The 20,212-nt window shown below is 71.6% G+C and carries 18 protein-coding genes; 12 read left to right on the top strand and 6 right to left on the bottom strand.

Annotated features, from left to right (window positions below):
- Window positions 1-9 precede the first annotated feature (9 nt).
- Together FRAEUI1C_RS24100 and glpK are read right to left on the bottom strand one after the other, a co-directional pair.
- A complete protein-coding gene (locus FRAEUI1C_RS24100) occupies window positions 10-612 on the bottom strand; it encodes a helix-turn-helix domain-containing protein (RefSeq protein WP_013425965.1) in 603 nt (200 codons plus the stop codon).
- A gap of 264 nt (window positions 613-876) precedes the next feature.
- Window positions 877-2,382, bottom strand: a complete 1,506-nt coding sequence (gene glpK / locus FRAEUI1C_RS24095; protein ID WP_041259629.1) for a glycerol kinase GlpK — start codon at window positions 2,380-2,382, stop codon at window positions 877-879.
- Between the two features lie 198 nt (window positions 2,383-2,580).
- Between glpK and FRAEUI1C_RS24090 the strand changes: the two genes are divergently transcribed.
- Genes FRAEUI1C_RS24090 through FRAEUI1C_RS24055 form a run of 8 tightly spaced genes read left to right on the top strand, consistent with a single transcriptional unit; the run spans window position 2,581 to window position 9,302 of the window.
- Window positions 2,581-3,336, top strand: a complete 756-nt coding sequence (locus tag FRAEUI1C_RS24090) for a helix-turn-helix transcriptional regulator (protein ID WP_157735028.1) — start codon at window positions 2,581-2,583, stop codon at window positions 3,334-3,336.
- Window positions 3,336-4,748 carry a Fe-S cluster assembly protein SufB gene (gene sufB, locus FRAEUI1C_RS24085; RefSeq protein ID WP_013425962.1) on the top strand — a complete coding sequence of 471 codons (1,413 nt, stop codon included), beginning with the start codon at window positions 3,336-3,338 and terminating at the stop codon, window positions 4,746-4,748. Before FRAEUI1C_RS24090 ends, sufB begins: the two co-directional genes overlap by 1 nt.
- Window positions 4,748-5,908 carry a Fe-S cluster assembly protein SufD gene (gene sufD / locus FRAEUI1C_RS24080; protein ID WP_013425961.1) on the top strand — a complete coding sequence of 387 codons (1,161 nt, stop codon included), beginning with the start codon at window positions 4,748-4,750 and terminating at the stop codon, window positions 5,906-5,908. Before sufB ends, sufD begins: the two co-directional genes overlap by 1 nt.
- Window positions 5,905-6,246: a non-heme iron oxygenase ferredoxin subunit gene (locus FRAEUI1C_RS24075; protein WP_013425960.1), complete on the top strand. Its 342-nt coding sequence runs from the start codon at window positions 5,905-5,907 to the stop codon at window positions 6,244-6,246. Before sufD ends, FRAEUI1C_RS24075 begins: the two co-directional genes overlap by 4 nt.
- 11 nt (window positions 6,247-6,257) lie before the next feature.
- Window positions 6,258-7,025, top strand: a complete 768-nt coding sequence (gene sufC, locus FRAEUI1C_RS24070; protein WP_013425959.1) for a Fe-S cluster assembly ATPase SufC — start codon at window positions 6,258-6,260, stop codon at window positions 7,023-7,025.
- Window positions 7,022-8,338, top strand: coding sequence for a cysteine desulfurase (locus FRAEUI1C_RS24065; RefSeq protein ID WP_013425958.1), 1,317 nt, complete (start codon window positions 7,022-7,024; stop codon window positions 8,336-8,338). The genes sufC and FRAEUI1C_RS24065 overlap by 4 nt, the downstream gene beginning before the upstream one ends.
- A complete protein-coding gene (sufU, locus tag FRAEUI1C_RS24060) occupies window positions 8,335-8,832 on the top strand; it encodes a Fe-S cluster assembly sulfur transfer protein SufU (RefSeq protein WP_013425957.1) in 498 nt (165 codons plus the stop codon). Before FRAEUI1C_RS24065 ends, sufU begins: the two co-directional genes overlap by 4 nt.
- Complete coding sequence (locus FRAEUI1C_RS24055) at window positions 8,829-9,302, top strand: metal-sulfur cluster assembly factor (RefSeq protein ID WP_013425956.1); 474 nt, start codon at window positions 8,829-8,831, stop codon at window positions 9,300-9,302. The genes sufU and FRAEUI1C_RS24055 overlap by 4 nt, the downstream gene beginning before the upstream one ends.
- Before the next feature lie 52 nt (window positions 9,303-9,354).
- On the opposite strand, the gene FRAEUI1C_RS24050 is transcribed toward FRAEUI1C_RS24055, so the two are convergent.
- From FRAEUI1C_RS24050 to rfbB, 4 genes are all read right to left on the bottom strand, one after another.
- A complete protein-coding gene (locus FRAEUI1C_RS24050) occupies window positions 9,355-9,552 on the bottom strand; it encodes a hypothetical protein (protein ID WP_013425955.1) in 198 nt (65 codons plus the stop codon).
- Between the two features lie 863 nt (window positions 9,553-10,415).
- Window positions 10,416-11,666, bottom strand: a complete 1,251-nt coding sequence (glgA, locus tag FRAEUI1C_RS24045) for a glycogen synthase (protein WP_013425954.1) — start codon at window positions 11,664-11,666, stop codon at window positions 10,416-10,418.
- A 317-nt stretch (window positions 11,667-11,983) separates the two neighbouring features.
- Window positions 11,984-13,225 carry a glucose-1-phosphate adenylyltransferase gene (gene glgC, locus FRAEUI1C_RS24040; RefSeq protein WP_041261339.1) on the bottom strand — a complete coding sequence of 414 codons (1,242 nt, stop codon included), beginning with the start codon at window positions 13,223-13,225 and terminating at the stop codon, window positions 11,984-11,986.
- Between the two features lie 178 nt (window positions 13,226-13,403).
- Window positions 13,404-14,465 carry a dTDP-glucose 4,6-dehydratase gene (gene rfbB, locus FRAEUI1C_RS24035; protein ID WP_232425109.1) on the bottom strand — a complete coding sequence of 354 codons (1,062 nt, stop codon included), beginning with the start codon at window positions 14,463-14,465 and terminating at the stop codon, window positions 13,404-13,406.
- A 216-nt stretch (window positions 14,466-14,681) separates the two neighbouring features.
- Here rfbB and FRAEUI1C_RS24030 point away from each other — a divergent pair, with 216 nt between their 5' ends.
- The 4 genes from FRAEUI1C_RS24030 to FRAEUI1C_RS24015 all read left to right on the top strand — a co-directional run bounded on the left by FRAEUI1C_RS24030 (window position 14,682) and on the right by FRAEUI1C_RS24015 (window position 20,208).
- On the top strand, window positions 14,682-16,457 hold the full coding sequence (locus tag FRAEUI1C_RS24030; RefSeq protein ID WP_198318623.1) for a circularly permuted type 2 ATP-grasp protein: 1,776 nt from the start codon (window positions 14,682-14,684) through the stop codon (window positions 16,455-16,457).
- Window positions 16,451-17,395 (top strand): alpha-E domain-containing protein, encoded by a 945-nt coding sequence (locus tag FRAEUI1C_RS24025; protein ID WP_013425950.1) that lies wholly within the window; start codon window positions 16,451-16,453, stop codon window positions 17,393-17,395. The genes FRAEUI1C_RS24030 and FRAEUI1C_RS24025 overlap by 7 nt, the downstream gene beginning before the upstream one ends.
- A gap of 145 nt (window positions 17,396-17,540) precedes the next feature.
- A complete protein-coding gene (locus FRAEUI1C_RS24020; protein WP_013425949.1) occupies window positions 17,541-18,383 on the top strand; it encodes a transglutaminase family protein in 843 nt (280 codons plus the stop codon).
- Between the two features lie 211 nt (window positions 18,384-18,594).
- The gene (locus tag FRAEUI1C_RS24015; RefSeq protein WP_013425948.1) at window positions 18,595-20,208 is read left to right on the top strand and encodes an ABC-F family ATP-binding cassette domain-containing protein; all 1,614 of its coding nucleotides are present in this window, start codon (window positions 18,595-18,597) and stop codon (window positions 20,206-20,208) included.
- The last annotated feature ends 4 nt before the right edge of the window (window positions 20,209-20,212 follow it).

The raw sequence follows: 20,212 nt of genomic DNA, 5'->3' as shown, positions 1-20,212 counted from the left end.
TCGGCTCGGTCAGCGGCGTGGGCCGAGGCGGGGTGGGGCGGAGGTGGTCGCGGGCGGGCCGAGGCGGCGGCGGTCGAGGCCGGCGGGCGGGCGGCGGCGTGCGCCACCAGGGGCACCGGCGCCGGAGGTCGGGTCCGTGCCGGGCTCGACGAGCGCGCCCCACGCGCCGAGGCGTTCGTAGAGGAGCTCCGGTGTCGTGGAGTACAGCCGCGACAACGACGTCAGGTCCGAGCGCCGCAGCCGCAGCACGTCGCGCGAGCTGTCCGAGCGCAGCACCTGCACGATCGCGATCCAGCGCCGCAGCGGCCCGGTCCTGGTGGGTGGCAGCTTGCGCAGCCGGCGCAGGTCGATGACCAGGGGAGGCAGGCTGTCGACGTCCCGCCGGTCGGTCGTCGGCGGGACCAGCAGCGTCGCCGGCACGTCATAGAGCTCGGCGAGCTCCACCAGCCGGTGCACCCGCATGACGCGGCTGCCCCGCTCGTAGGCGCCGAGCGTGCCGGCGGTCCAGCGGCCGGCGGTGATCTCCTGTACATCCAGCAACGACATGCCACGCCGGTTGCGGACCGCGCGCAGGCGACGGCCGAGCTCGACGGCGTAGTCAGTGTCAGACACGATCTCCGTCCGAGGGTCAGGGGAAGCGGGAGCTCCAGCTGGCCCCCGTCACAGCGTGTCAGGGATCGGCTCCGCTGACAGTAGGTTCGGCGAGATTCGTCCAGGCGCCGGCGTGGTCCGCCAGTGCTCTCGTGGGCGGAAAGCCTGACTCGGCCGGAAAGCGGCGGGCGCGGGCGGCCCGGCCCGCTACCCCTTCGGGCCGGCCGGAACCGGCCGTCGGTCAGTCCTGGAACCAGGCCGTCCGGTACGGAACCAGGCTGTCGGTCAGTCCTGGGCCCAGTCGCGGGAGCGGTCCAGGGCGCGCAGCCAGTCGGCGTAGAGGCTGTCGCGGGTAGCCGGGGCGAGGGCCGGCTCGTAGCGGGCGGCGGTGCGCCGCAGGCCGGCGAGCGCGGCCCGGTCGGGGAAGACGCCGGTGGCGAGGCCCGCGAGATACCCGGAGCCGAGCGCGGTCGTCTCCAGGTTGTCCGGCACGTCCACCGGAATGCCCAGGACGTCCGCCTGGAACTGCATGAGCCACGGGTTGGCGGCGGCTCCGCCGTCCGCGCGCAGCTCGGTCACGGGCGTGCCTGCGGCGGTCATCGCCTCGACGATGTCCCGGGTGCGGTAGGCGATGGACTCCAGCACGGCGCGGGCCAGATGGGCCCGGCCGGTGCCTCGCGTCAGCCCGACCAGGGTCCCGCGCGCCCGGGGGTCCCAGTGCGGCGCGCCGAGCCCGGCGAGCGCCGGGACGAAGTAGACGCCGTCGTTGCCGCTCAGCGACCCCGCGAGCTGCGCCGTCTCGGCGGCGGAGCCGACCACGCCGAGCCCGTCGCGCAGCCACTGCACGGCCGAGCCGGTGGCGAGGACCGCCCCCTCCAGCGCGTAGTGGACCGGCTCGCCGGCCAGCTGGAACGCGGCGGTGCGCAGCAGCGCGCCGTCCTCGCGGGGTGGCGGCGGCGTCGGGCCGGTGTTCAGCAGGACGAACGAGCCGGTCCCGTAGGTGTTCTTCGCCTGGCCCTGCGCGAAGCAGGCCTGCGCGAACAGCGCGGCCTGCTGGTCGCCGACCGCGGCCGCGACCGGCACCGAGACGCCAAGGAACGAGGCCGGGTCGGTCTCGGCGTAGACCTCGGAGCTGGGCCGGACCTCGGCCAGCAGCTCCATCGGCACCCCGAGCAGCTCGGCCATCGGCGCGGACCAGGTCGCGTCGGCCAGGTCGAGCAGCAGGGTGCGGGAGGCGTTGGTGACATCGGTCACGTGGGTCCGGCCGCCGGTGAGCCGCCAGATCAGCCACGTGTCGACCGTGCCGAACGCCAGCTCGCCCCGCCCGGCGCGCCGGGCCAGCTCGGGGTCGTCCGCCAGCAGCCAGGCGATCTTCGTGCCGGAGAAGTACGGGTCCAGCACCAGCCCGGTGCGCTCGGCGACCTCGGGGCCGTGGCCGGCCGCGGCGAGCCGCTCGCAGGCGCCTGACGTGCGCCGGTCCTGCCAGACGATCGCAGGGGCGACCGGCCGGCCCGTGCGCCGGTCCCAGACGACCGTCGTCTCGCGCTGGTTGGTGATGCCGACGGCGGCGATGTCCGCCGGCGCGCGCCCGGCGGCCCTCAGCGCGGCGGACACCGTGGCCACGACCCCGCCCCACAGCTGCTCCGGGTCCTGCTCGACCCAGCCGGGCCGGGGGTAGGTGACGGTCACCTCGGTCTGCGCCCGGCCCACGACGTGCGCGGACTGGTCCAGGACGCATACGGTCGTGCCAGTGGTTCCCTGGTCGACGGCCACCACCACGGGCTCGGGCATCGTCGGATGCTATCGGGCCCTGCGGCGTCTGGGATTCGGACGCTCCGCGCCGCCGCTCGCCGGTGCCGGCCGTCGTCCGGTTCGCGTCGGCTCGGTCGCGACGGAGCGTTCGAGGCCAGGAATGTCGGATATGTGTCACCGGCGCGGGTGCCCGGCGCCGGGTTCGACGGGGCCAGGGAAATAGGGCACACTGGTGTTGTGAAATCCGCGCACGATCCTGGGCCCCTTACGGGCACGGCCGCGGGCACGGCTGTCGGGACCGCCGACGGCCGCACCCGGGACCGGGTCGTGCGCATCCTGCTGGAGGCGGGTCCCTCCACGGCCGCCGAGCTGGCCCACCGGCTCGACCTGTCGTCGGCCGCGATCCGCCGTCACCTGGACGCCATGGTCGCCGACGGCATCCTCACCCCGACCACCGTGCACGTCCGCGGCCCGCGCGGCCGCGGGCGCCCGGCGCGGCACTACGCGCTGACGGACGCGGGCCACGAGGAGGCCGGGCCGACCGCCTACTCGGACCTGGCGGCGGGGGCGCTGCGCTTCCTCGACGAGGTGGGCGGCCCCGACGCCATCGGCCGGTTCGCCGAGAGCCGCGGCCGGGAGCTGGAGCTGCGGCTGGCCGGCGCGGTCGACGGCGTGCCCGAGGAACGGCGCCTGGCGGCCCTGGCCGCCGCGATGACCGCGGCCGGCTACACGGCGAGCGTCTCCGAGGTGCCCAGCGGGACCCAGATCTGCCAGCACCACTGCCCGGTGCAGCACGTGGCCGAGCGGTTCCCCGCGCTGTGCGAGGCGGAGACGGCGGCTCTGTCGCGGTTACTGCACACGCACGTCCAACGGCTCGCCACCATCGCGCACGGCGACGGTGTCTGCACGACGCACGTTCCTGGCAAGCCCGCCGCCGACACCGAGGGCTCGGTGCCGGCGGACAACACAACGGTGCCCGTGAGGATCACATAATGACGACCTCTGCCGAGACCGCCCTTGAGGGCCTGGGCTCGTACAAGTTCGGCTGGGCTGACGCCGACGCGTATGCCGACGATGTCGAGCGCGGTCTTTCCGAGGCGGTCGTGCGCGGCATCTCGGCCAAGAAGTCCGAGCCGTCGTGGATGACCGACCTGCGGATGAAGGGCCTGAAGCTCTTCGAGCGCAAGCCGATGCCGACCTGGGGTGCCGACCTCTCCGGCATCCACTTCGACAACATCAAGTATTTCGTCCGCTCCACCGAGAAGCAGGCGGAGAGCTGGGACGACCTGCCGGCGGACATCAAGGACACCTACGACAAGCTCGGCATCCCCGAGGCGGAGAAGCAGCGCCTCATCTCCGGTGTCGCGGCCCAGTACGAGTCCGAGGTCGTCTACCACAAGATCCGTGAGGACCTCGAGGAGCAGGGCGTCATCTTCCTCGACACCGACAGCGGCCTGCGCGAGCACCCGGAGATCTTCAAGGAGTACTTCGGCTCCGTGATCCCGGTCGGCGACAACAAGTTCGCCGCGCTGAACACCGCCGTCTGGTCGGGCGGCTCGTTCATCTACGTGCCGAAGGGCGTGCACGTCGAGATCCCGCTGCAGGCCTACTTCCGGATCAACACCGAGAACATGGGCCAGTTCGAGCGCACGCTGATCATCGTCGACGAGGGTGCCTACGTGCACTACGTCGAGGGCTGCACCGCGCCGGTCTACTCGTCGGACTCGCTGCACTCGGCCGTCGTCGAGATCGTCGTCAAGAAGAACGCGCGCTGCCGGTACACGACCATCCAGAACTGGTCGAACAACGTCTACAACCTCGTCACCAAGCGGGCCGCCTGCCAGGAGGGCGGCACGATGGAGTGGATCGACGGCAACATCGGCTCCAAGGTGACGATGAAGTACCCGGCGGTGTGGCTGCTCGGTGAGCGCGCCCGCGGCGAGGTGCTCTCGATCGCGTTCGCCGGCCCTGGCCAGCACCAGGACGCGGGCGCCAAGATGGTGCACGCCGCGCCGCGCACGTCCTCGCAGATCATCTCCAAGTCGGTGGCCCGCGGCGGCGGCCGGACCTCCTACCGCGGCCTCGTCCAGATCCACGAGGGCGCCAACCAGTCGAAGTCGACGGTGAAGTGCGACGCGCTGCTCGTCGACACGGTCAGCCGGTCGGACACGTACCCGTACGTCGACGTCCGCGAGGACGACGCGTCGATCGGCCACGAGGCGTCGGTCTCCAAGGTCGGCGAGGACCAGCTCTTCTACCTGATGAGCCGGGGCATGGCCGAGGACGAGGCGATGGCGATGATCGTGCGCGGCTTCGTCGAGCCGATCGCCCGTGAGCTGCCGATGGAGTACGCCCTGGAGCTCAACCGCCTGATCGAGCTGCAGATGGAAGGGTCGGTCGGCTGATGGCCCTGAGTGAAGCGCGGGCGCGCGTCGACGGGTCGGGGCGCCCGCCGATGGTCCCGGCCCCGTCCGCTCCGGTCCGCTCCCGTGACCCCGAGGCGCACCCGGCTCCGACCGGCCGCGAGGAGGCCTGGCGGTTCACCCCGCTGCGTCCGCTCAAGGCGCTGATCGCCGGCCAGGAGCCCGACGGCAAGGTCGACGTCACCGTGTCGGCGCCGGACGGCGTCGAGGTCGAGAACGTCGGCACCGACGACCCGCGGGTCGGCCGGGTGCTGACGCCGGTCGACCGGGTCGCCGCGTTCGCGACGGTCCGGGCCGGCGGGGCGCTCGTGGTCACGGTCCCGGCCGAGGCCGAGCTCGACGAGCCGGTCCTGCTGCGGCTGCGCGGCGACGGCGGGGTCAGTTACGGCCACCTGGCGGTCGAGGTCGGCCCGTTCGCCCGGGCCACCGTGGTCCTCGACCACACCGGCACCGCGAGGTACGCGGGCAACGTCGAGGTCTACGTCGGCCACGGCGCGAACGTCACGTTCGTCTCGCTGCAGGACTGGGACGACGACGCGGTGCACGCCGGCGCGCACGCGTTCTCGCTCGGGCGCGACGCCCGGCTGCGTGCCACTCACATCACGCTGGGCGGCCAGCTGGTGCGGCTGTGCCCGACCGTCGACTACCGCGGCCCCGGTGGGGACGCGGAGCTGTCCGGCCTGTTCTTCACCGACGCCGGCCAGCACCAGGAGCACCGCCTGCTGGTGACCCACCAGGAGCGCAACTGCCGCAGCCGCGTCACCTACAAGGGCGCGCTGCAGGGCGCGGACGCGCACTCGGTGTGGATCGGCGACGTGCTCATCGGGGCCGGCGCGGTCGGCACCGACACCTACGAGATCAACCGCAACCTCGTCCTGACCGACGGGGCACGGGCCGACTCGGTGCCGAACCTGGAGATCCTGACCGGTGAGGTCACTGGCGCCGGCCACGCCAGCGCGACCGGCAGGTTCGACGACGAGGCGCTGTTCTACCTGATGGCCCGGGGCATCCCGGCCGACGAGGCCCGGCGACTGGTCGTGCGCGGCTTCTTCGGCGAGGTGCTCGACCGGATCGGCGTCGAGGCGCTGCGTGAGCGGGTGACCGCCGTCGTGGACGCAGAGCTCGCGGGGGTGGGTGCATGACCCTCCAACGGGTCTGCGCACTGGCGGAGCTGGGAGAAGGCTCGGCGCTGGGTGTCGAGCTGGACGTGCCGGGGCAGGACGAGCCGACGCCGGTGTGCGTCGCGCTGACCGGCGGAAACGTGTACGCGCTGCGGGACGAGTGCTCGCACCAGGACGTCCGGCTCTCGGACGGCGAGGTCGAGGACGGCAAGATCGAGTGTTGGCTGCACGGCTCCCAGTTCGACCTGGAGAGCGGCAAGCCGACCTGTCTGCCGGCCATCGACCCGGTGCCGACCTACCCCGTGACCATCGAGAGCGGCGACGTCTACGTCGACCTCGCCGCGGCTGAGCAGAAGTGAGGACCTGACCGGTGTCGACCTTGGAGATCCGCAACCTGCACGTCTCGGTGGAGACCGACGGGGAGGGCCCGCGCGAGATCCTGCGGGGCGTCGACCTGACCGTCCGCAAGGGCGAGACACACGCGATCATGGGGCCGAACGGCTCCGGCAAGTCGACGCTGTCCTACTCGATCGCCGGCCACCCGAAGTACAAGGTGACCGAGGGGACGATCACCCTCGACGGCGTGGACGTCCTCGCGATGAGCGTCGACGCGCGCGCCAGGGCCGGCATCTTCCTGGCCATGCAGTACCCCGTCGAGGTCCCCGGCGTCTCCGTCTCCAACTTCCTGCGCACCTCCGCGACCGCGGTCCGGGGCGAGGCCCCGAAGCTGCGGCTGTGGGTCAAGGAGGTCAAGGAGACGATGGGCGTCCTGGAGATGGACCAGGCGTTCGCCGAGCGCAGCGTCAACGAGGGCTTCTCCGGCGGCGAGAAGAAGCGCCACGAGATCCTGCAGATGATGCTGCTCAAGCCGAAGATCGCGATCCTCGACGAGACCGACTCGGGCCTCGACGTCGACGCGCTGCGGCTCGTCTCCGGCGGCATCAACGCGGTCCGCGAGACCGGCGAGACCGGGACGCTGCTGATCACCCACTACACCCGGATCCTGCGCTACGTGCGGCCCGAGTTCGTGCACGTCATGGCCGGCGGCCGGATCGTGGACGAGGGCGGCCCGGAGCTCGCGGCGACGCTGGAGGACTCCGGCTACGACAAGTACGTGAAGATCGGTGAGGCCGCATGAGCAGCTCTGACCGCGCCGGCTACGACGGTGCCAGCTACGACATCGAGCTGGTCCGCAAGGACTTCCCGATCCTTGACCGGGTCCTGCACGGCGACAGGCCGCTCGTCTACCTGGACAACGCGGCCACCTCGCAGAAGCCGCGCGCGGTGCTCGACGCCGAGCGTGACTACTACGAGCTGCACAACGCCAACGTGCACCGCGGTATCCACGTGCTCGCCGAGGAGGCGACCGCGCTCTACGAGGCCGCCCGGGACAAGGTCGCTGCCTTCATCGGGGCGCCGGACCGCCACGAGGTCGTCTTCACCAAGAACTCGACCGAGGCGCTGAACCTGGTCGCCTACGCGTTCAGCAACGCGGCGGCGCTCGGCGCGGAGGCCGAGCGCTTCCGGCTCGGCCCCGGCGACGAGGTCGTCGTCACCGAGATGGAGCACCACTCGAACCTGGTGCCCTGGCAGATGCTGTGCCAGCGGACCGGGGCGACGCTGCGCTGGCTCGGCCTCACCGACGACGGCCGGCTCGACCTGTCGAACCTCGACGAGATCGTCAACCCCCGGACCAGGGTGGTCTCGTTCGTCCACCAGTCGAACATCCTCGGCACGGTCAACCCGGTCGCGGCGATCGTCGCGCGGGCCCGCGAGGTCGGCGCGCTGACCGTGCTCGACGCCTCCCAGTCCGTCCCGCACCTGCCGGTCGACGTGACCGCGCTCGGCGTCGACTTCCTCGCGTTCACCGGGCACAAGATGTGCGCGCCGACCGGCATCGGCGTGCTCTGGGGCCGCCACGAGCTGCTCGAGGTCATGCCGCCGTTCCTCGGCGGCGGCGAGATGATCGAGCTGGTCACGATGGAGGCGACGACCTACGCCGTCCCGCCGCACCGCTTCGAGGCCGGCACCCCGATGATCGCCCAGGCGGTCGGGCTCGGCGCGGCCGTCGACTACCTGACCGGGCTTCCCGGCGGGATGGCCGCCGTCGCCGCCCACGAGCACGCGCTGACGTCGTACGCCCTGGGCGCGCTCGCCGAGGTGCCCGGACTGCGGATCATCGGCCCGACGACGGCCGTCGAGCGCGGCGCGGCGATCTCGTTCCTGCTGGCCGGCAAGGACGGGCGGCCGATCCACCCGCACGACGTCGGCCAGGTCCTCGACGAGCAGGGCATCGCCGTGCGCGTCGGCCACCACTGCGCCCGCCCGGTGTGCCTGCGCTACGGCGTCCCCGCGACCACGCGGGCGTCGTTCGCCCTCTACACGACCACCGGCGAGATCGACGCGCTGGTGGAAGGTCTTGCGGGGGTAAGGAGGTTCTTCGAAGCGTGAAGCTGGACTCCATGTACCAGGAGATCATCCTGGACCACTACCGCCACCCGCTCCACCGCGGGCTGCGTGAGCCGTTCGACGCCGAGGTGCACCACGTCAACCCGACGTGTGGCGACGAGGTGACCCTGCGGGTGAAGATCGTCGACGACCAGGTCGCGGACGTCTCGTACGAGGGCGAGGGCTGTTCGATCAGCCAGGCCTCGGCGAGCGTGATGGCCGAGCTGGTGATCGGCAAGAGCGTCGAGGACGCGATGGCGCTCGAACGCGAGTTCCTGACGCTCATGCAGTCCCGCGGGACGCTCGAACCGGACGAGGACGTCCTGGAGGACGCGGTCGCCTTCGCCGGTGTGTCGAAATACCCCGCCCGGGTGAAATGCGCGCTGCTGAGCTGGATGGCCTGGAAGGACGCGACCTCCCAGGTCGTGGACAGTCCGGCGCCCGTGGCGACACCCGTGCCCGGCACTTCCGTTCCCGAGCAGGAGAAGCAGGCATGACCGACAGCATCCAGACCGACACCATCGAGCCGGGCCTGGGCGAGGACGCGGCCCTGCCCGAGAGCGTGACGGCCTCGGCGCCGGCCACCGACCTTCCGGCGACCGACCTTCCGGCCGCCCAGCCGACGACCACCACGCCGCCGGTCGAGAAGGCGGCGATCGAGGACATCGAGGAGGCGATGCGTGATGTCGTCGACCCCGAGCTCGGCATCAACGTCGTCGACCTCGGCCTCGTCTACGGCATCGACGTCTCGGACGCGAACGTGGCGACGATCGACATGACGCTGACGTCCGCGGCCTGCCCGCTCACCGACGTGATCGAGGACCAGGCCCGCAGCGCGCTCGTCGACGGCCCCGACGGTCTGGTCGCCGACATCGTCCTCAACTGGGTCTGGCTTCCCCCGTGGGGCCCCGACAAGATCACCGAAGACGGCCGCGAGCAGCTGCGCGCCCTCGGCTTCAACGTCTGATCGCGCCCCACTCGCGGATGGCCCAGTCGAACCGGCTGGGCCATCGCCGTTCTCAGGGGCGTTCCAGTGACTCCAGGACGGCGAGCGCCAGGCTCGTCGCGCCCCCGAAGGCGCCGAGGCCGTAGAGGATCGCGCCCGGCACCGTCGTGTTGTTGGCGCGAGCCAGGATGCCGGCCACCAGCGCGACGACAAGCGCGATCAGGACCCCCAGCGCGAGGCGAAGGCGGTGGACCGAGCGTTCGGTGGACATGCTGCCCCCACAGGTAGCGACCTTCACTGGTCGGATATCCCGCGCAGATGCTCGCCCGTATGCACGTGCATCTGACTGTGCGGCATATCCTCCTCGGAGCCTTTGGGCTCTTTCGGACCCGACAGGATCCGCCGCGCGTCGGAGGATCTGGTGACCGCAGGTTTGGTCGTCGCTACTGGAGGTATCTAGTCCATGCCGCTGAGAGCGATGCCGGAGCAGGACGGGAAAGACTGTCAGGCAACGGGAAAGTCGTTCCCAGCGGTGAAGAAGCCCGGGCGAGGTTCTGTCCGGGCTTCTTAGCGTCCCGGACGAGGTCGTCGGCTGGGTGGCCCGGGGTCGCCCGCCGCTCCCCGTGGAACGCCGGAGCTGCCCGGCGGACCGCCTGTCCACACTGCGCCCAGCCCCCGGCGCCGTCCCACCCAATCCAAGGCGCCAACTCCCCTGCGCAGGAGCCGAGCATCCGGTTGCCCGCCCCAGCTGTCGCACCTTGATCGAGAACTGCGCAGAGACAGAGGCGACAAATTGGGGTATCGAACGCCGTTTTGCCTGCGCATCCGGTGATCACGGCATTCTTGATCACCGGATGCGCAGGGGAGTTGGTGGGCGTCGGGCACGGCGCGATCGCGTCCGGGGCCGCGCCCAGGAGCGGGCAGGCCGCGCCAGAGTGCTGAAAAGCCCGGACAGAACTTCGTCCGGGCTTTTCGCTGCCGGGAACGACTTTCCCGGTGCCTGACGGTCTTTCCCCCGTCCTGCTCCGGCATCGCCCTCAGCGGCTCCGTGTAGATACCTCTGGTAGTGACGGGCAAACACGGAGTTACAAGATTCTTGGCTCGCTGGGGTTCATGCCCGGTCCGCGGCGCTGGTCAGCCGAGAAGGGACTCGTACAGGTCGGCGGTCTGGCGGGCGATGGCGGCCCAGCCGAACTCGGTCACCGCGCGGTCGCGGCCGGCCCGTCCCAGCGCGGCGGCGCGCTTCGGGTCGGCGAGGACGGTGTTCATGGCGGCGGCCAGCGCCGACGGGTCGTCCGGCGGGACCAGCAGGCCGGTGACGCCGTCGTCGACGACCTCGGGGATGCCGCCGACGCGGGAGGCGACGACGGCGGCGCCGCAGGCCATCGCCTCAAGGTTCACGATGCCCAGCGGCTCGTACACCGACGGGCAGGCGAACAGGGAGGCGTGCGAGAGCAGCTGGATGACCTCGGGCTTCTGGAGCATGCCGGAGATCCAGGTCACGCCGTCGCGACGGGCCTTCAGGCCGTCGACCAGCTCGGTGACCTCGGCCAGCAGCTCGGGGGTGTCCGGCGCGCCGGCGCACAGCACCAGCTGGGCCCGGGGGTCCAGCTCGGCCGCCGCCCGCAGCAGGACCGGCACGCCCTTCTGCCGGGTGATCCTTCCGACGAACACGACGGAGGGACGGCCCGGGTCGACGCCGTACCGTTCGAGCACGTCGGTGCCGAGGTCCGGGCTGTACTCCTCGGTGTCGATCCCGTTGCGGATGACGTGCACTTTCGCCGGGTCGACCTTCGGGTAGGCGTCGAGGATGTCGGTCCTCATGCCGGCGCTTACGGCCACGACCGCGGACGCCGCCTCGATCGCGGTCCTCTCCGCCCAGGAGGACAGCCGGTAGCCACCGCCGAGCTGCTCCGCCTTCCACGGGCGGTGGGGCTCCAGCGAGTGGGATGTCATGACGTGCGGCACCCCGGCGAGCATCGCGGCCAGATGCCCGGCGAGGTTCGTGTACCAGGTGTGCGAATGGACCAGCTCGACGCCCCCGCCGGGACTGCTGTTGCTCGGGCCGCCGTCGCCGAGGCCGGCGCTCGTGGGGGCGCCGGCTGTGGTCGCGGCCGCCGCCATCGCGAGGTCCAGTGAGAAGGTCCGCAACGCGTCGTTCGCGCCGTCGAGCGCTGGCCACGGTCGGTGCCACCGGACCGCGGGCGAGCCGGGGCCGTCGGGCTCGGCGGTGCTCCCGTCCCCGGGAGCGTCCTTCGGGGCGCCCTCGGCGTGGACGGTCAGGTCGACCAGCCGGGCCAGCTCCCGAGCCAGGTACTCGACGTGAACGCCGGCGCCGCCATAGACGTTCGGCGGGTACTCCCTGGTCAGCAACGCGACGCGCATCCTCGGTCCTTCTGCTGTTCGCTCGTTCTGAGTCGGTGATCCTGCTGACGTCGCGGCCCGGCCACGGTCTCGGCCGCTCGGCCCGTCTCCGCCGCCGTCGCGTGAAAGCCCGGCCGTGCCCCGGCCTCCCCGCGATCGGAGGCGCTCTCAGCCCGGCACCATCGGGCGTTGATCGCCGTTTTGGCCCTCCGGTGGTCGTGATTTGGGCCGGAGAACAACCACACGAGGGCCAAGACGGCGATCATCCCGTGGCCGTGGCCGTGGCCGTGGCCGTGGCCGTGGCCGTGGCCGTGGGCGGCCGGCGGCGGCGGCCCTGGCTACTCGATGGTGATGCCCTTGCCGACGACGGTGATGCCGTCGGGGCTGACCGTGTAGCCGCGGGCGCGGTCGTGCTCCTTGTCGACGCCGACCTCGGCGCCGGGCGGAACGATGACGTTCTTGTCGAGGATCGCGTCGCGGACGACGGACCGGCGGCCGATCAGCGCGTTGTTCATCACGACGGAGTTCTCGACCTGGGCCCAGGAGTTCACCCGGACGCCGGGGGAGAGCACCGAGCGGCGCAGCGACCCACCCGAGACGATCACGCCGTTGCTGACGATGCTGTCCACCGCCATGCCGGTCCGGCCGGGCAGGTCCCGGACGAACTTCGCCGGCGGCAGGGACGGCACGCTGGTCAGGATCGGCCAGTGCGGGTTGTACAGGTTGAACACCGGGTCGAGCGTGCACAGGTCCATGTGGGCGTCGTAGTAGGCATCGATGGTCCCGACGTCGCGCCAGTAGCCGCGGTCGCGTTCCTTGGCGCCGGGCACCTCGTTCTCGGTGAAGTCGTAGACGCCGGCCGCGCCCTGGGCCACCAGCATCGGGACGATGCTCGCGCCCATGTCGTGCACGCTGTCCGGGTCGGCGGCGTCGGCGTGCAGGGCGTCGACGAGCACCTTCGTCGAGAACACGTAGTTGCCCATCGAGGCGAGCGTCTCGTCCGGGCTGTCCGGCAGGCCGGGCGGGTCGGCCGGCTTCTCCAGGAACTCGTCGATCGTGCGGCCGTCGCGGGCCGGGCGGATCACGCCGAGCCCGACCGCCTCCGAGCGCGGCACCCGCAGCGCCGCCACCGTGACCCCGGCACCCGTCTCGATGTGCTGCTCGACCATCTGCCGGGGGTCCATCCGGTAGACGTGGTCGGCGCCGAAGACGACGACGATGTCCGGGGCGTCGTCGTAGATCAGGTTGAGCGACTGGTGGATGGCGTCCGCGCTGCCGGCGAACCACTGCGGGCCGAGGCGCTGCTGCGCCGGCACCGGGGTGATGTAGTTGCCCAGCAGGGTGCTCATCCGCCACGTGGTGGTGATGTGCCGGTCGAGGCTGTGGCTCTTGTACTGGGTGAGTACCGCGATCCGCAGGTACCCCGCGTTGACGAGGTTGGACAGCGCGAAGTCGATCAGCCGGTAGAGCCCGGCGAACGGCACCGCGGGTTTGGCCCGGTCATCGGTCAGCGGCGCCAGCCGCGTCCCCTTGCCGCCGGCCAGGACCAGCCCCAGTACCCGGGGCCCGGCCGCTCTCACGACGTCCACCCGGGCGGTGTCCACACAGGCGGTGTCCACGCAGGCGATTCCGGCACACCGCAAAGCCTAGTGTCCCAGCCCCCGCCGGTACACATCCCCGCAGGTTAGGGGCGGCTTTCGCGCCGACGACCAGCCCCGGGCCGGCGGATGACGAACCACCCACCGGCCGGCCCGGTCCCTACTTCTGCCAAGCGGTCGTCTCCTGGACGGGGGAGCGGCCGAGGAGGGGGCGCCACCAGGACTCGTTGTCGCGGAACCAGGCGATGGTGGAGCGCATGCCGTCGGTGAACTCGATCTGGGGGGCCCAGTCGAGCTCGGTGCGCAGCTTGCTGGAGTCGAGCAGGTAGCGGCGGTCGTGCGACGGGCGGTCCGGGACGATCGTCTTCAGCGAGTCGGGCAGGCCGAGTTCGGTGAGGATCGTGTCGGCGATCGTCTCGATGTCGGCCTCGACGCCGGACCCGACGTGGTAGGTCTCCCCGACCCGGCCACGCTCCAGCACCGCCTCGATGGCCCGGCAGTGGTCGATCACGTGCAGCCACTCACGCCGGTTCTTCGTCGACGCGTACAGGGGCAGTTCCTGGCCCTGCAGCGCCCGGGTCACGAACAGCGGGATGACCTTCTCCGGGAACTGGTACGGCCCGTAGTTGTTCGAGCAGTTCGTGATCGTCACCGGAACGTCATACGTGTAGCCGTAGGCGCGCACCGCATGGTCACCGCCGGCCTTCGCCGCGTTGTACGGGGTGCGCGGCAGGTACGGCGAGTCCTCGGTGAAAGCGCCCGGGTCGTCCAGGTCCAGGTCGCCGTAGACCTCGCAGGTGGAGATCTGGTGGAACCGGCCGACGCCGACCGTGCGGGCCGCCTCCAGCAGGCTCTGGACACCCATCACGTTCGTGGAGAAGAAGTCGCCCGGACGCAGGATCGCCAGGCTGTTGTGCGACTCGGCCGCGAAGTTCACGATCGTGTCGACCTTGTGCTCGCTCAGCAGCGACTCGACCAGCTCCCGGTCCCGGATGTCCCCGTGGACCAGGGTCACGAGGCCACCGGACGCGTCCAGCACGTCGGCGACGTTCTCCCGCAGACCCGCGTACGTCAGCGAGTCCAGCCCGATGACCCGGTCTCCGGGGTGCTCGGCGTGCCAGTAGCGCACGAAGTTCGAACCGATGAACCCGGCGGCCCCGGTCACCAGCAGTGTCGTCGGCATGGCGTGCATCGGCCTTTCGCGCTCAAGGTCAGGGTTCATCAGAGTCAAGGTCCCGGGAGGGGCCGTGGGCGCCGCCCAGCCTCTCACGGGCGCGACCTCGCCGGGTGCCCGGGGGCCGGCCGACCACGCGCCGCTCTACCGGTAGAAGCTGTGCTGACAGTGGCTTTCTCATGGGCTGGTGGAGTGGGATCGGTCACCGGGGTGGTGACGGGTGTTGGTTATGTCCTGGAAACATGCGAGCCCTACGCTTCGGCCGTGGCGGACCTGTTCGAGGGATATCCGGCGGAGGTGCAGGCCACCGCCGCTTGGGACGAGGTGTTCGACCCGGCTGGGGTCCCGCGCGAGGTCTACGCGGCTCTCTACGACGCGTTGCAGCCACTGAGCAGTGGTGACCTGGCGGCTCGCAAGGCCGCGCTCGACCGGGCGTTCCGGGACGCCGGGATCACGTTCATCCTGTTCGGCGAGGAACGGCCGTTCCCGCTGGACCTGGTGCCCCGGCTGCTCTCCGGCTCCGAGTGGGACACGATCGAGCGCGGCGTGGTCCAGCGGGTGCGTGCCCTGGAGGCGTTCCTCGCCGACATCTACGGCCGGGCCGAGATCCTCGACGACGGGATCGTGCCGCGGCGCCTGGTCATGTCCAGCTCGCACTTCCACCGCGCGGCGCACGGGATCGACCCGCCGAACGGGGTGCGCTGCCACGTCTCCGGGATCGACCTGATCCGGGACGAGCAGGGCCGGTTCCGGGTGCTGGAGGACAACGTCCGGGTGCCCAGCGGGGTCAGCTACGTCATCGAGAACCGCCGGGCCATGACGCGGGTCTTCCCGGAGCTGTTCGCGACCCACCGGGTCCGGCCGGTCGCCGACTACGCCTCCCACCTGCTGCACGCGCTGCGGGCCGCCGCGCCGCCCGAGGTCGCCGACCCCACGGTCGTCGTGCTGACCCCGGGCATCTACAACTCCGCCTACTTCGAGCACGCCCTGCTCGCCCGCCAGATGGGCGTCGAGCTTGTCGAGGGCCGCGACCTGCAGGTCCGCGACAACCAGGTGACGATGCGCACCACCGAGGGCGAGCAGCCGGTCCACGTCATCTACCGGCGGATCGACGACGACTGGCTCGACCCGCTGCACTTCCGGCCCGAGTCGGTCGTCGGCTGCGCCGGGCTGATCAACGCCGCCCGCGCCGGCGAGGTCACGATCGCCAACGGGGTCGGCAACGGCGTCGCCGACGACAAGCTGATGTACACCTACGTCCCCGACCTGATCCGGTACTACCTGGGCGAGGAGCCGGTGCTCCCGAACGTCGACACCTACCGGGTGGAGGACCCCGACCAGCGCGCCTACGTGCTCGACCACCTCGACGAACTGGTGGTCAAGCCGGTCGACGGCTCCGGCGGCAAGGGCATCGTCATCGGCCCGCAGGCCACCGACGAGGAGCTCGCGACGCTGCGCGGCCAGGTGACCGCCGACCCACGCGGCTGGATCGCGCAGCGCCTGGTCCGGCTCTCGACGTCGCCGACGCTCTCAGGCGACCGGCTCGGGCCCCGGCACATCGACCTGCGCCCGTTCGCGGTGAACGACGGCAGCCGGATCTGGGTGCTGCCCGGCGGGCTGACCCGGGTCGCGCTACCCCGCGGCAGCTTCGTCGTGAACTCCAGCCAGGGCGGCGGCTCGAAGGACACCTGGGTACTCGCCCCCCAACTGGCCGACGGCGAGCGCCCCACCAGCTACGGCCGCCCGGCGAACGGCGAGTTCCTGGTCGCCCAGGGCCCCGACGTAGGCCCCGACACCTCCGGCGAACAACAGCAACAACAACAACAGAACCAACAGCAACAGAAACCGCCCCCACCCCCGAGGCGCGGAGGCGCGCCTCGCGGAGGCCCGTCCCACGAGCGAAGCGAAGTGGGCCGGGCCGCAGCGAGGTCGCCGCAGCGCCCGTTCGCGGAGGAGGACACGGCGCGGAGGTCCCTCGGGAGCGAAGCGAGCGAGGGGCCGGAGCGACGTGCCCGGACGGAGCGAACCAAAAAATGCTGAGCCGGATCGCCGAGTCGCTGTTCTGGATCGGCCGCTACGTCGAGCGGGCCGAGAGCACCTCGCGCATCCTCGACGTGCACGTCCACCGCGTGCTGGAGGATCCCTGGCTGGACGAGGCGTCGGCCGGCCGTGAGCTGCTCGCCGTGATGGGCACCGGTCTGGTCGACGGCCCGGTCGACTCGCAGGTCGTCACCGAGCTGCTCGGCTACGCCCGGGACGACTCCTCCAGCATCGTCGGCGCGATCACCGCGGCCCGGGAGAACGCCCGCAGCGCCCGTGTCGTCGTCTCCAGCGAGGTCTGGGAGTGCCTCAACGCCACCTGGATCGAGCTGGAGCACACCGAACAGCTGGCCCGCCGGCTCGGCCCGCACGTGTTCTTCCGGTACATCCGGGAGCGCACCGCGATGCTCGCCGGCCTGGTGGACGCCACGCTGGCCCGCGACGACGGCTGGCGGTTCCTGGCGCTGGGCCGCAGCCTGGAGCGGGTCGACATGACCGCCCGGCTGCTGTCCTCCAGCATCAGCGACGACCCGAACTCGCAGAGCTGGGTCAGCCTGCTGCGCTCATGCGGCGCGCACGAGGCCTACCTGCGGACCTACCGGCGGGCCGTCGACGCCTCCCGGGTGGCCGAGTTCATGCTGCTCGACCGGCTGTTCCCCCGGTCGGTCTACTGGTCGCTGGCGCTGGGCGAGCAGATCCTCGCCGAGCTCGACGGCGGCCGGCGCGGGGGGCGGACCACCGTCCACGACGCCACCCGCCGCGCGGTCGGCCTCGCCCGCACGGAGCTTGAGTTCCGCGGCGTCGACGAGCTGGTCGAGGACATGCCGGAGCTGCTGCGCGCGCTGCAGACCACCTGCTCGGAGGTCAGCGCCGGCGTGACCGCCCGCTACTTCGCCCGCGAGGTCCCCCGCGAGTGGGCAACCGAGGTACCCGCCTGATGCCGAACCCGACAAGGTCATGATCGCTGTTTCGGCCCTCTCGCGGTTGTAACCGTCGCCCGCGAACGACCACCAGAGGGCCAAAACGGCGATCATGCCAGCGGGCTGACCGGTGGCGGAGCCCCGCGTTGACGAGGAGACACACGTGAGCTGGCAGATGCGGGTCGAGCATTCGACGGGGTATCGGTATGCGTCGCCGGTGCTGTCGTCCTACAACGAGGCGCGGATCATTCCGCAGACCGGCGGCGGGCAGGTGACGCTGGAGGCGACGGTACGCACCGAGCCGGCCGCGACGCTGTACCGGTACTGGGACTACTGGGGCAGCCAGGTCACCGCGTTCGACCTCCACGGGCCGCACACCGAGCTGGTCGTCACCGGCCGGTCGCTGGTCCGTACCGCCGCCGAGCCGGCCCGGCCGGAGCCCCCGAGCTGGGAGGCGCTGCGCGGGGACGACGTCGGTGACCGGTATGTCGAGTTCCTCCGGCCGGCGCGCTTCACGCCCGACCATCCCGAGCTGGTCGCGGCCGGCCGCGAGCTGGCCGCGGCCCACGACCCGGCGGACTTCGTGCTGGCCGTCGGCGACTGGGTGCGCGAGCGGCTCACCTACCGGCCGGGGACGACCGACGTCCACACGTCGGCGACCGAGGCCTGGAAGCGCGGCGAGGGTGTCTGCCAGGACTTCGCCCACCTCGCCCTGGTGCTCATGCGGGCGGCCGGCATGCCGGGCCGCTACGTCTCCGGCTACCTGCACCCGCTCGCGGACGCGGCGATCGGCGAGACCGTCGAGGGGCAGAGCCACGCCTGGGTCGAGGGCTGGTTCGGCGACTGGTGGGGCTTCGACCCGACGAACGCCGTGCCGGCGGGGGAGCGGCACGTCGTCGTCGCCCGCGGCCGTGACTACGACGATGTCCCGCCGATGCGCGGCGTCTACTCCGGCGGCACGTCGTCCTCGCTGGGCGTGACGGTGAACGTGACCCGCCTCGCATAAGCCGGACCCGACCGGGCGACGATCTCGCCCGGGGCCGGCACGTACCCTGGGAAGGCCGTGCCGACTGAGGAGTGATCTCGGGCCTGTGATGGAGCACCTCGTTCAGCTGGAGTGAGGCGGACGCATCGCGTCCGCGTTCTCGCCCTGTCCACGAGGTCGGCCGTTGTGGCGGTCGTGCCTGCTTTCACCTGCCTCGAGAGGCCATTTCTTCATGATCATCGCTGCCGACCTGGAGCTGCGGGCCGGGGCCCGGACGCTGGTCGAGCCGGTGTCGTTCCGGATCCAGCCCGGCGACCGGATCGGCCTCGTGGGGCGTAACGGCGCGGGGAAGACCACGCTGCTCAAGACGCTCGCCCGCGAGACCCTGCCGTTCGCCGGCAAGATCGACGTCCGCGGCGACGTCGGCTATCTGCCACAGGACCCGCGCAGCGGCGACCTCACCGACACCGCCCGCGACCGGGTGCTCTCCGCCCGCGGCCTCGACGAGATCCTGCGCGAGCTGGACAAGCTGCAGGTCGAGATGGCCGAGCTCGCCGACGACACCGCCCGGGACAAGGCCATCCGCCGGTACGGCAGGCTGGAGGAACGGTTCGGCGTGCTCGGTGGCTACGCTGCCGAGGCCGAGGCGGCCCGGATCTGCTCATCGCTCGGCCTGCCCGACCGGGTGCTCGCCCAGCAGATCGGCACGCTGTCCGGTGGCCAGCGCCGCCGCGTCGAGCTCGCCCGGATCCTGTTCGCGGGCGCCGGCAACGCGGACGCGACGCTGCTGCTCGACGAGCCGACCAACCACCTCGACGCCGACTCCATCGGCTGGCTGCGCGACTTCCTGCGCGCCCACACCGGCGGCCTGATCGTCATCAGCCACGACGTCGACCTGCTGGAGAAGTCGGTCAACAAGGTCTTCCACCTGGACGCCAACCGGGCCGCCCTGGACGTCTACAACGTCGGCTGGAAGACCTACCTGACCCAGCGCGACCAGGACGAGAAGCGGCGCAAGCGCGAGCGGGCCAACGCCGAGAAGAAGATCGACGCGCTGAAGACCCAGGCCGACAAGATGCGGGCCAAGGCGACCAAGGCCAGGGCCGCGCACCAGATGGACCGGCGGGCCGACCGGCTGGCCGCTGGCCTCGCCGCGACCCGGGTCGCCGACAAGGTCGCCAAGCTGCGCTTCCCGACGCCGGCGCCCTGCGGGCGCACGCCGCTGACCGCCGACGGCCTGTCGAAGTCCTACGGGTCGCTGGAGATCTTCACCGACGTGGACCTGGCGATCGACCGCGGGGCCCGGGTCGTCATCCTCGGCCTGAACGGGGCCGGCAAGACGACGCTGCTGCGGATCCTCGCCGGCGTCGAGGCGGCCGACACCGGGACGGTGAACCCCGGCCACGGGCTGCGGATCGGCTACTACGCACAGGAGCACGAGACCCTCGACCACGACCGCTCGCTGCTGGACAACATGCGCTCCGCGGCGCCGGACACCTCCGAGGTGGAGCTGCGCCGGATCCTCGGCGCGTTCCTGTTCAGCGGGGAGACGGTCGACCAGCTGGCCGGGACGCTGTCCGGCGGCGAGAAGACCCGCCTCGCGCTCGCCGGCCTGGTGTGCTCGTCGGCCAACGTGCTGCTGCTCGACGAACCGACGAACAACCTCGACCCCGCGTCGCGCGAGGAGATCCTCGCGGCGCTCGCGTCGTTCGCCGGCGCGGTCGTGCTGGTCACCCACGACCCGGGAGCCGTCGAGGCGCTCAACCCGGACAAGGTCCTCATGCTCCCCGACGGCGTCGAGGACCTCTGGTCGCCCGACCTCCTGGAACTCATCGAGCTGGCCTGACGGT

Source organism: Pseudofrankia inefficax (assembly GCF_000166135.1).
Taxonomy (GTDB): domain Bacteria; phylum Actinomycetota; class Actinomycetes; order Frankiales; family Frankiaceae; genus Pseudofrankia; species Pseudofrankia inefficax.
Note: the sequence above shows the minus strand (reverse complement) of the source record. Positions and strands in the feature narration are given on the sequence as shown.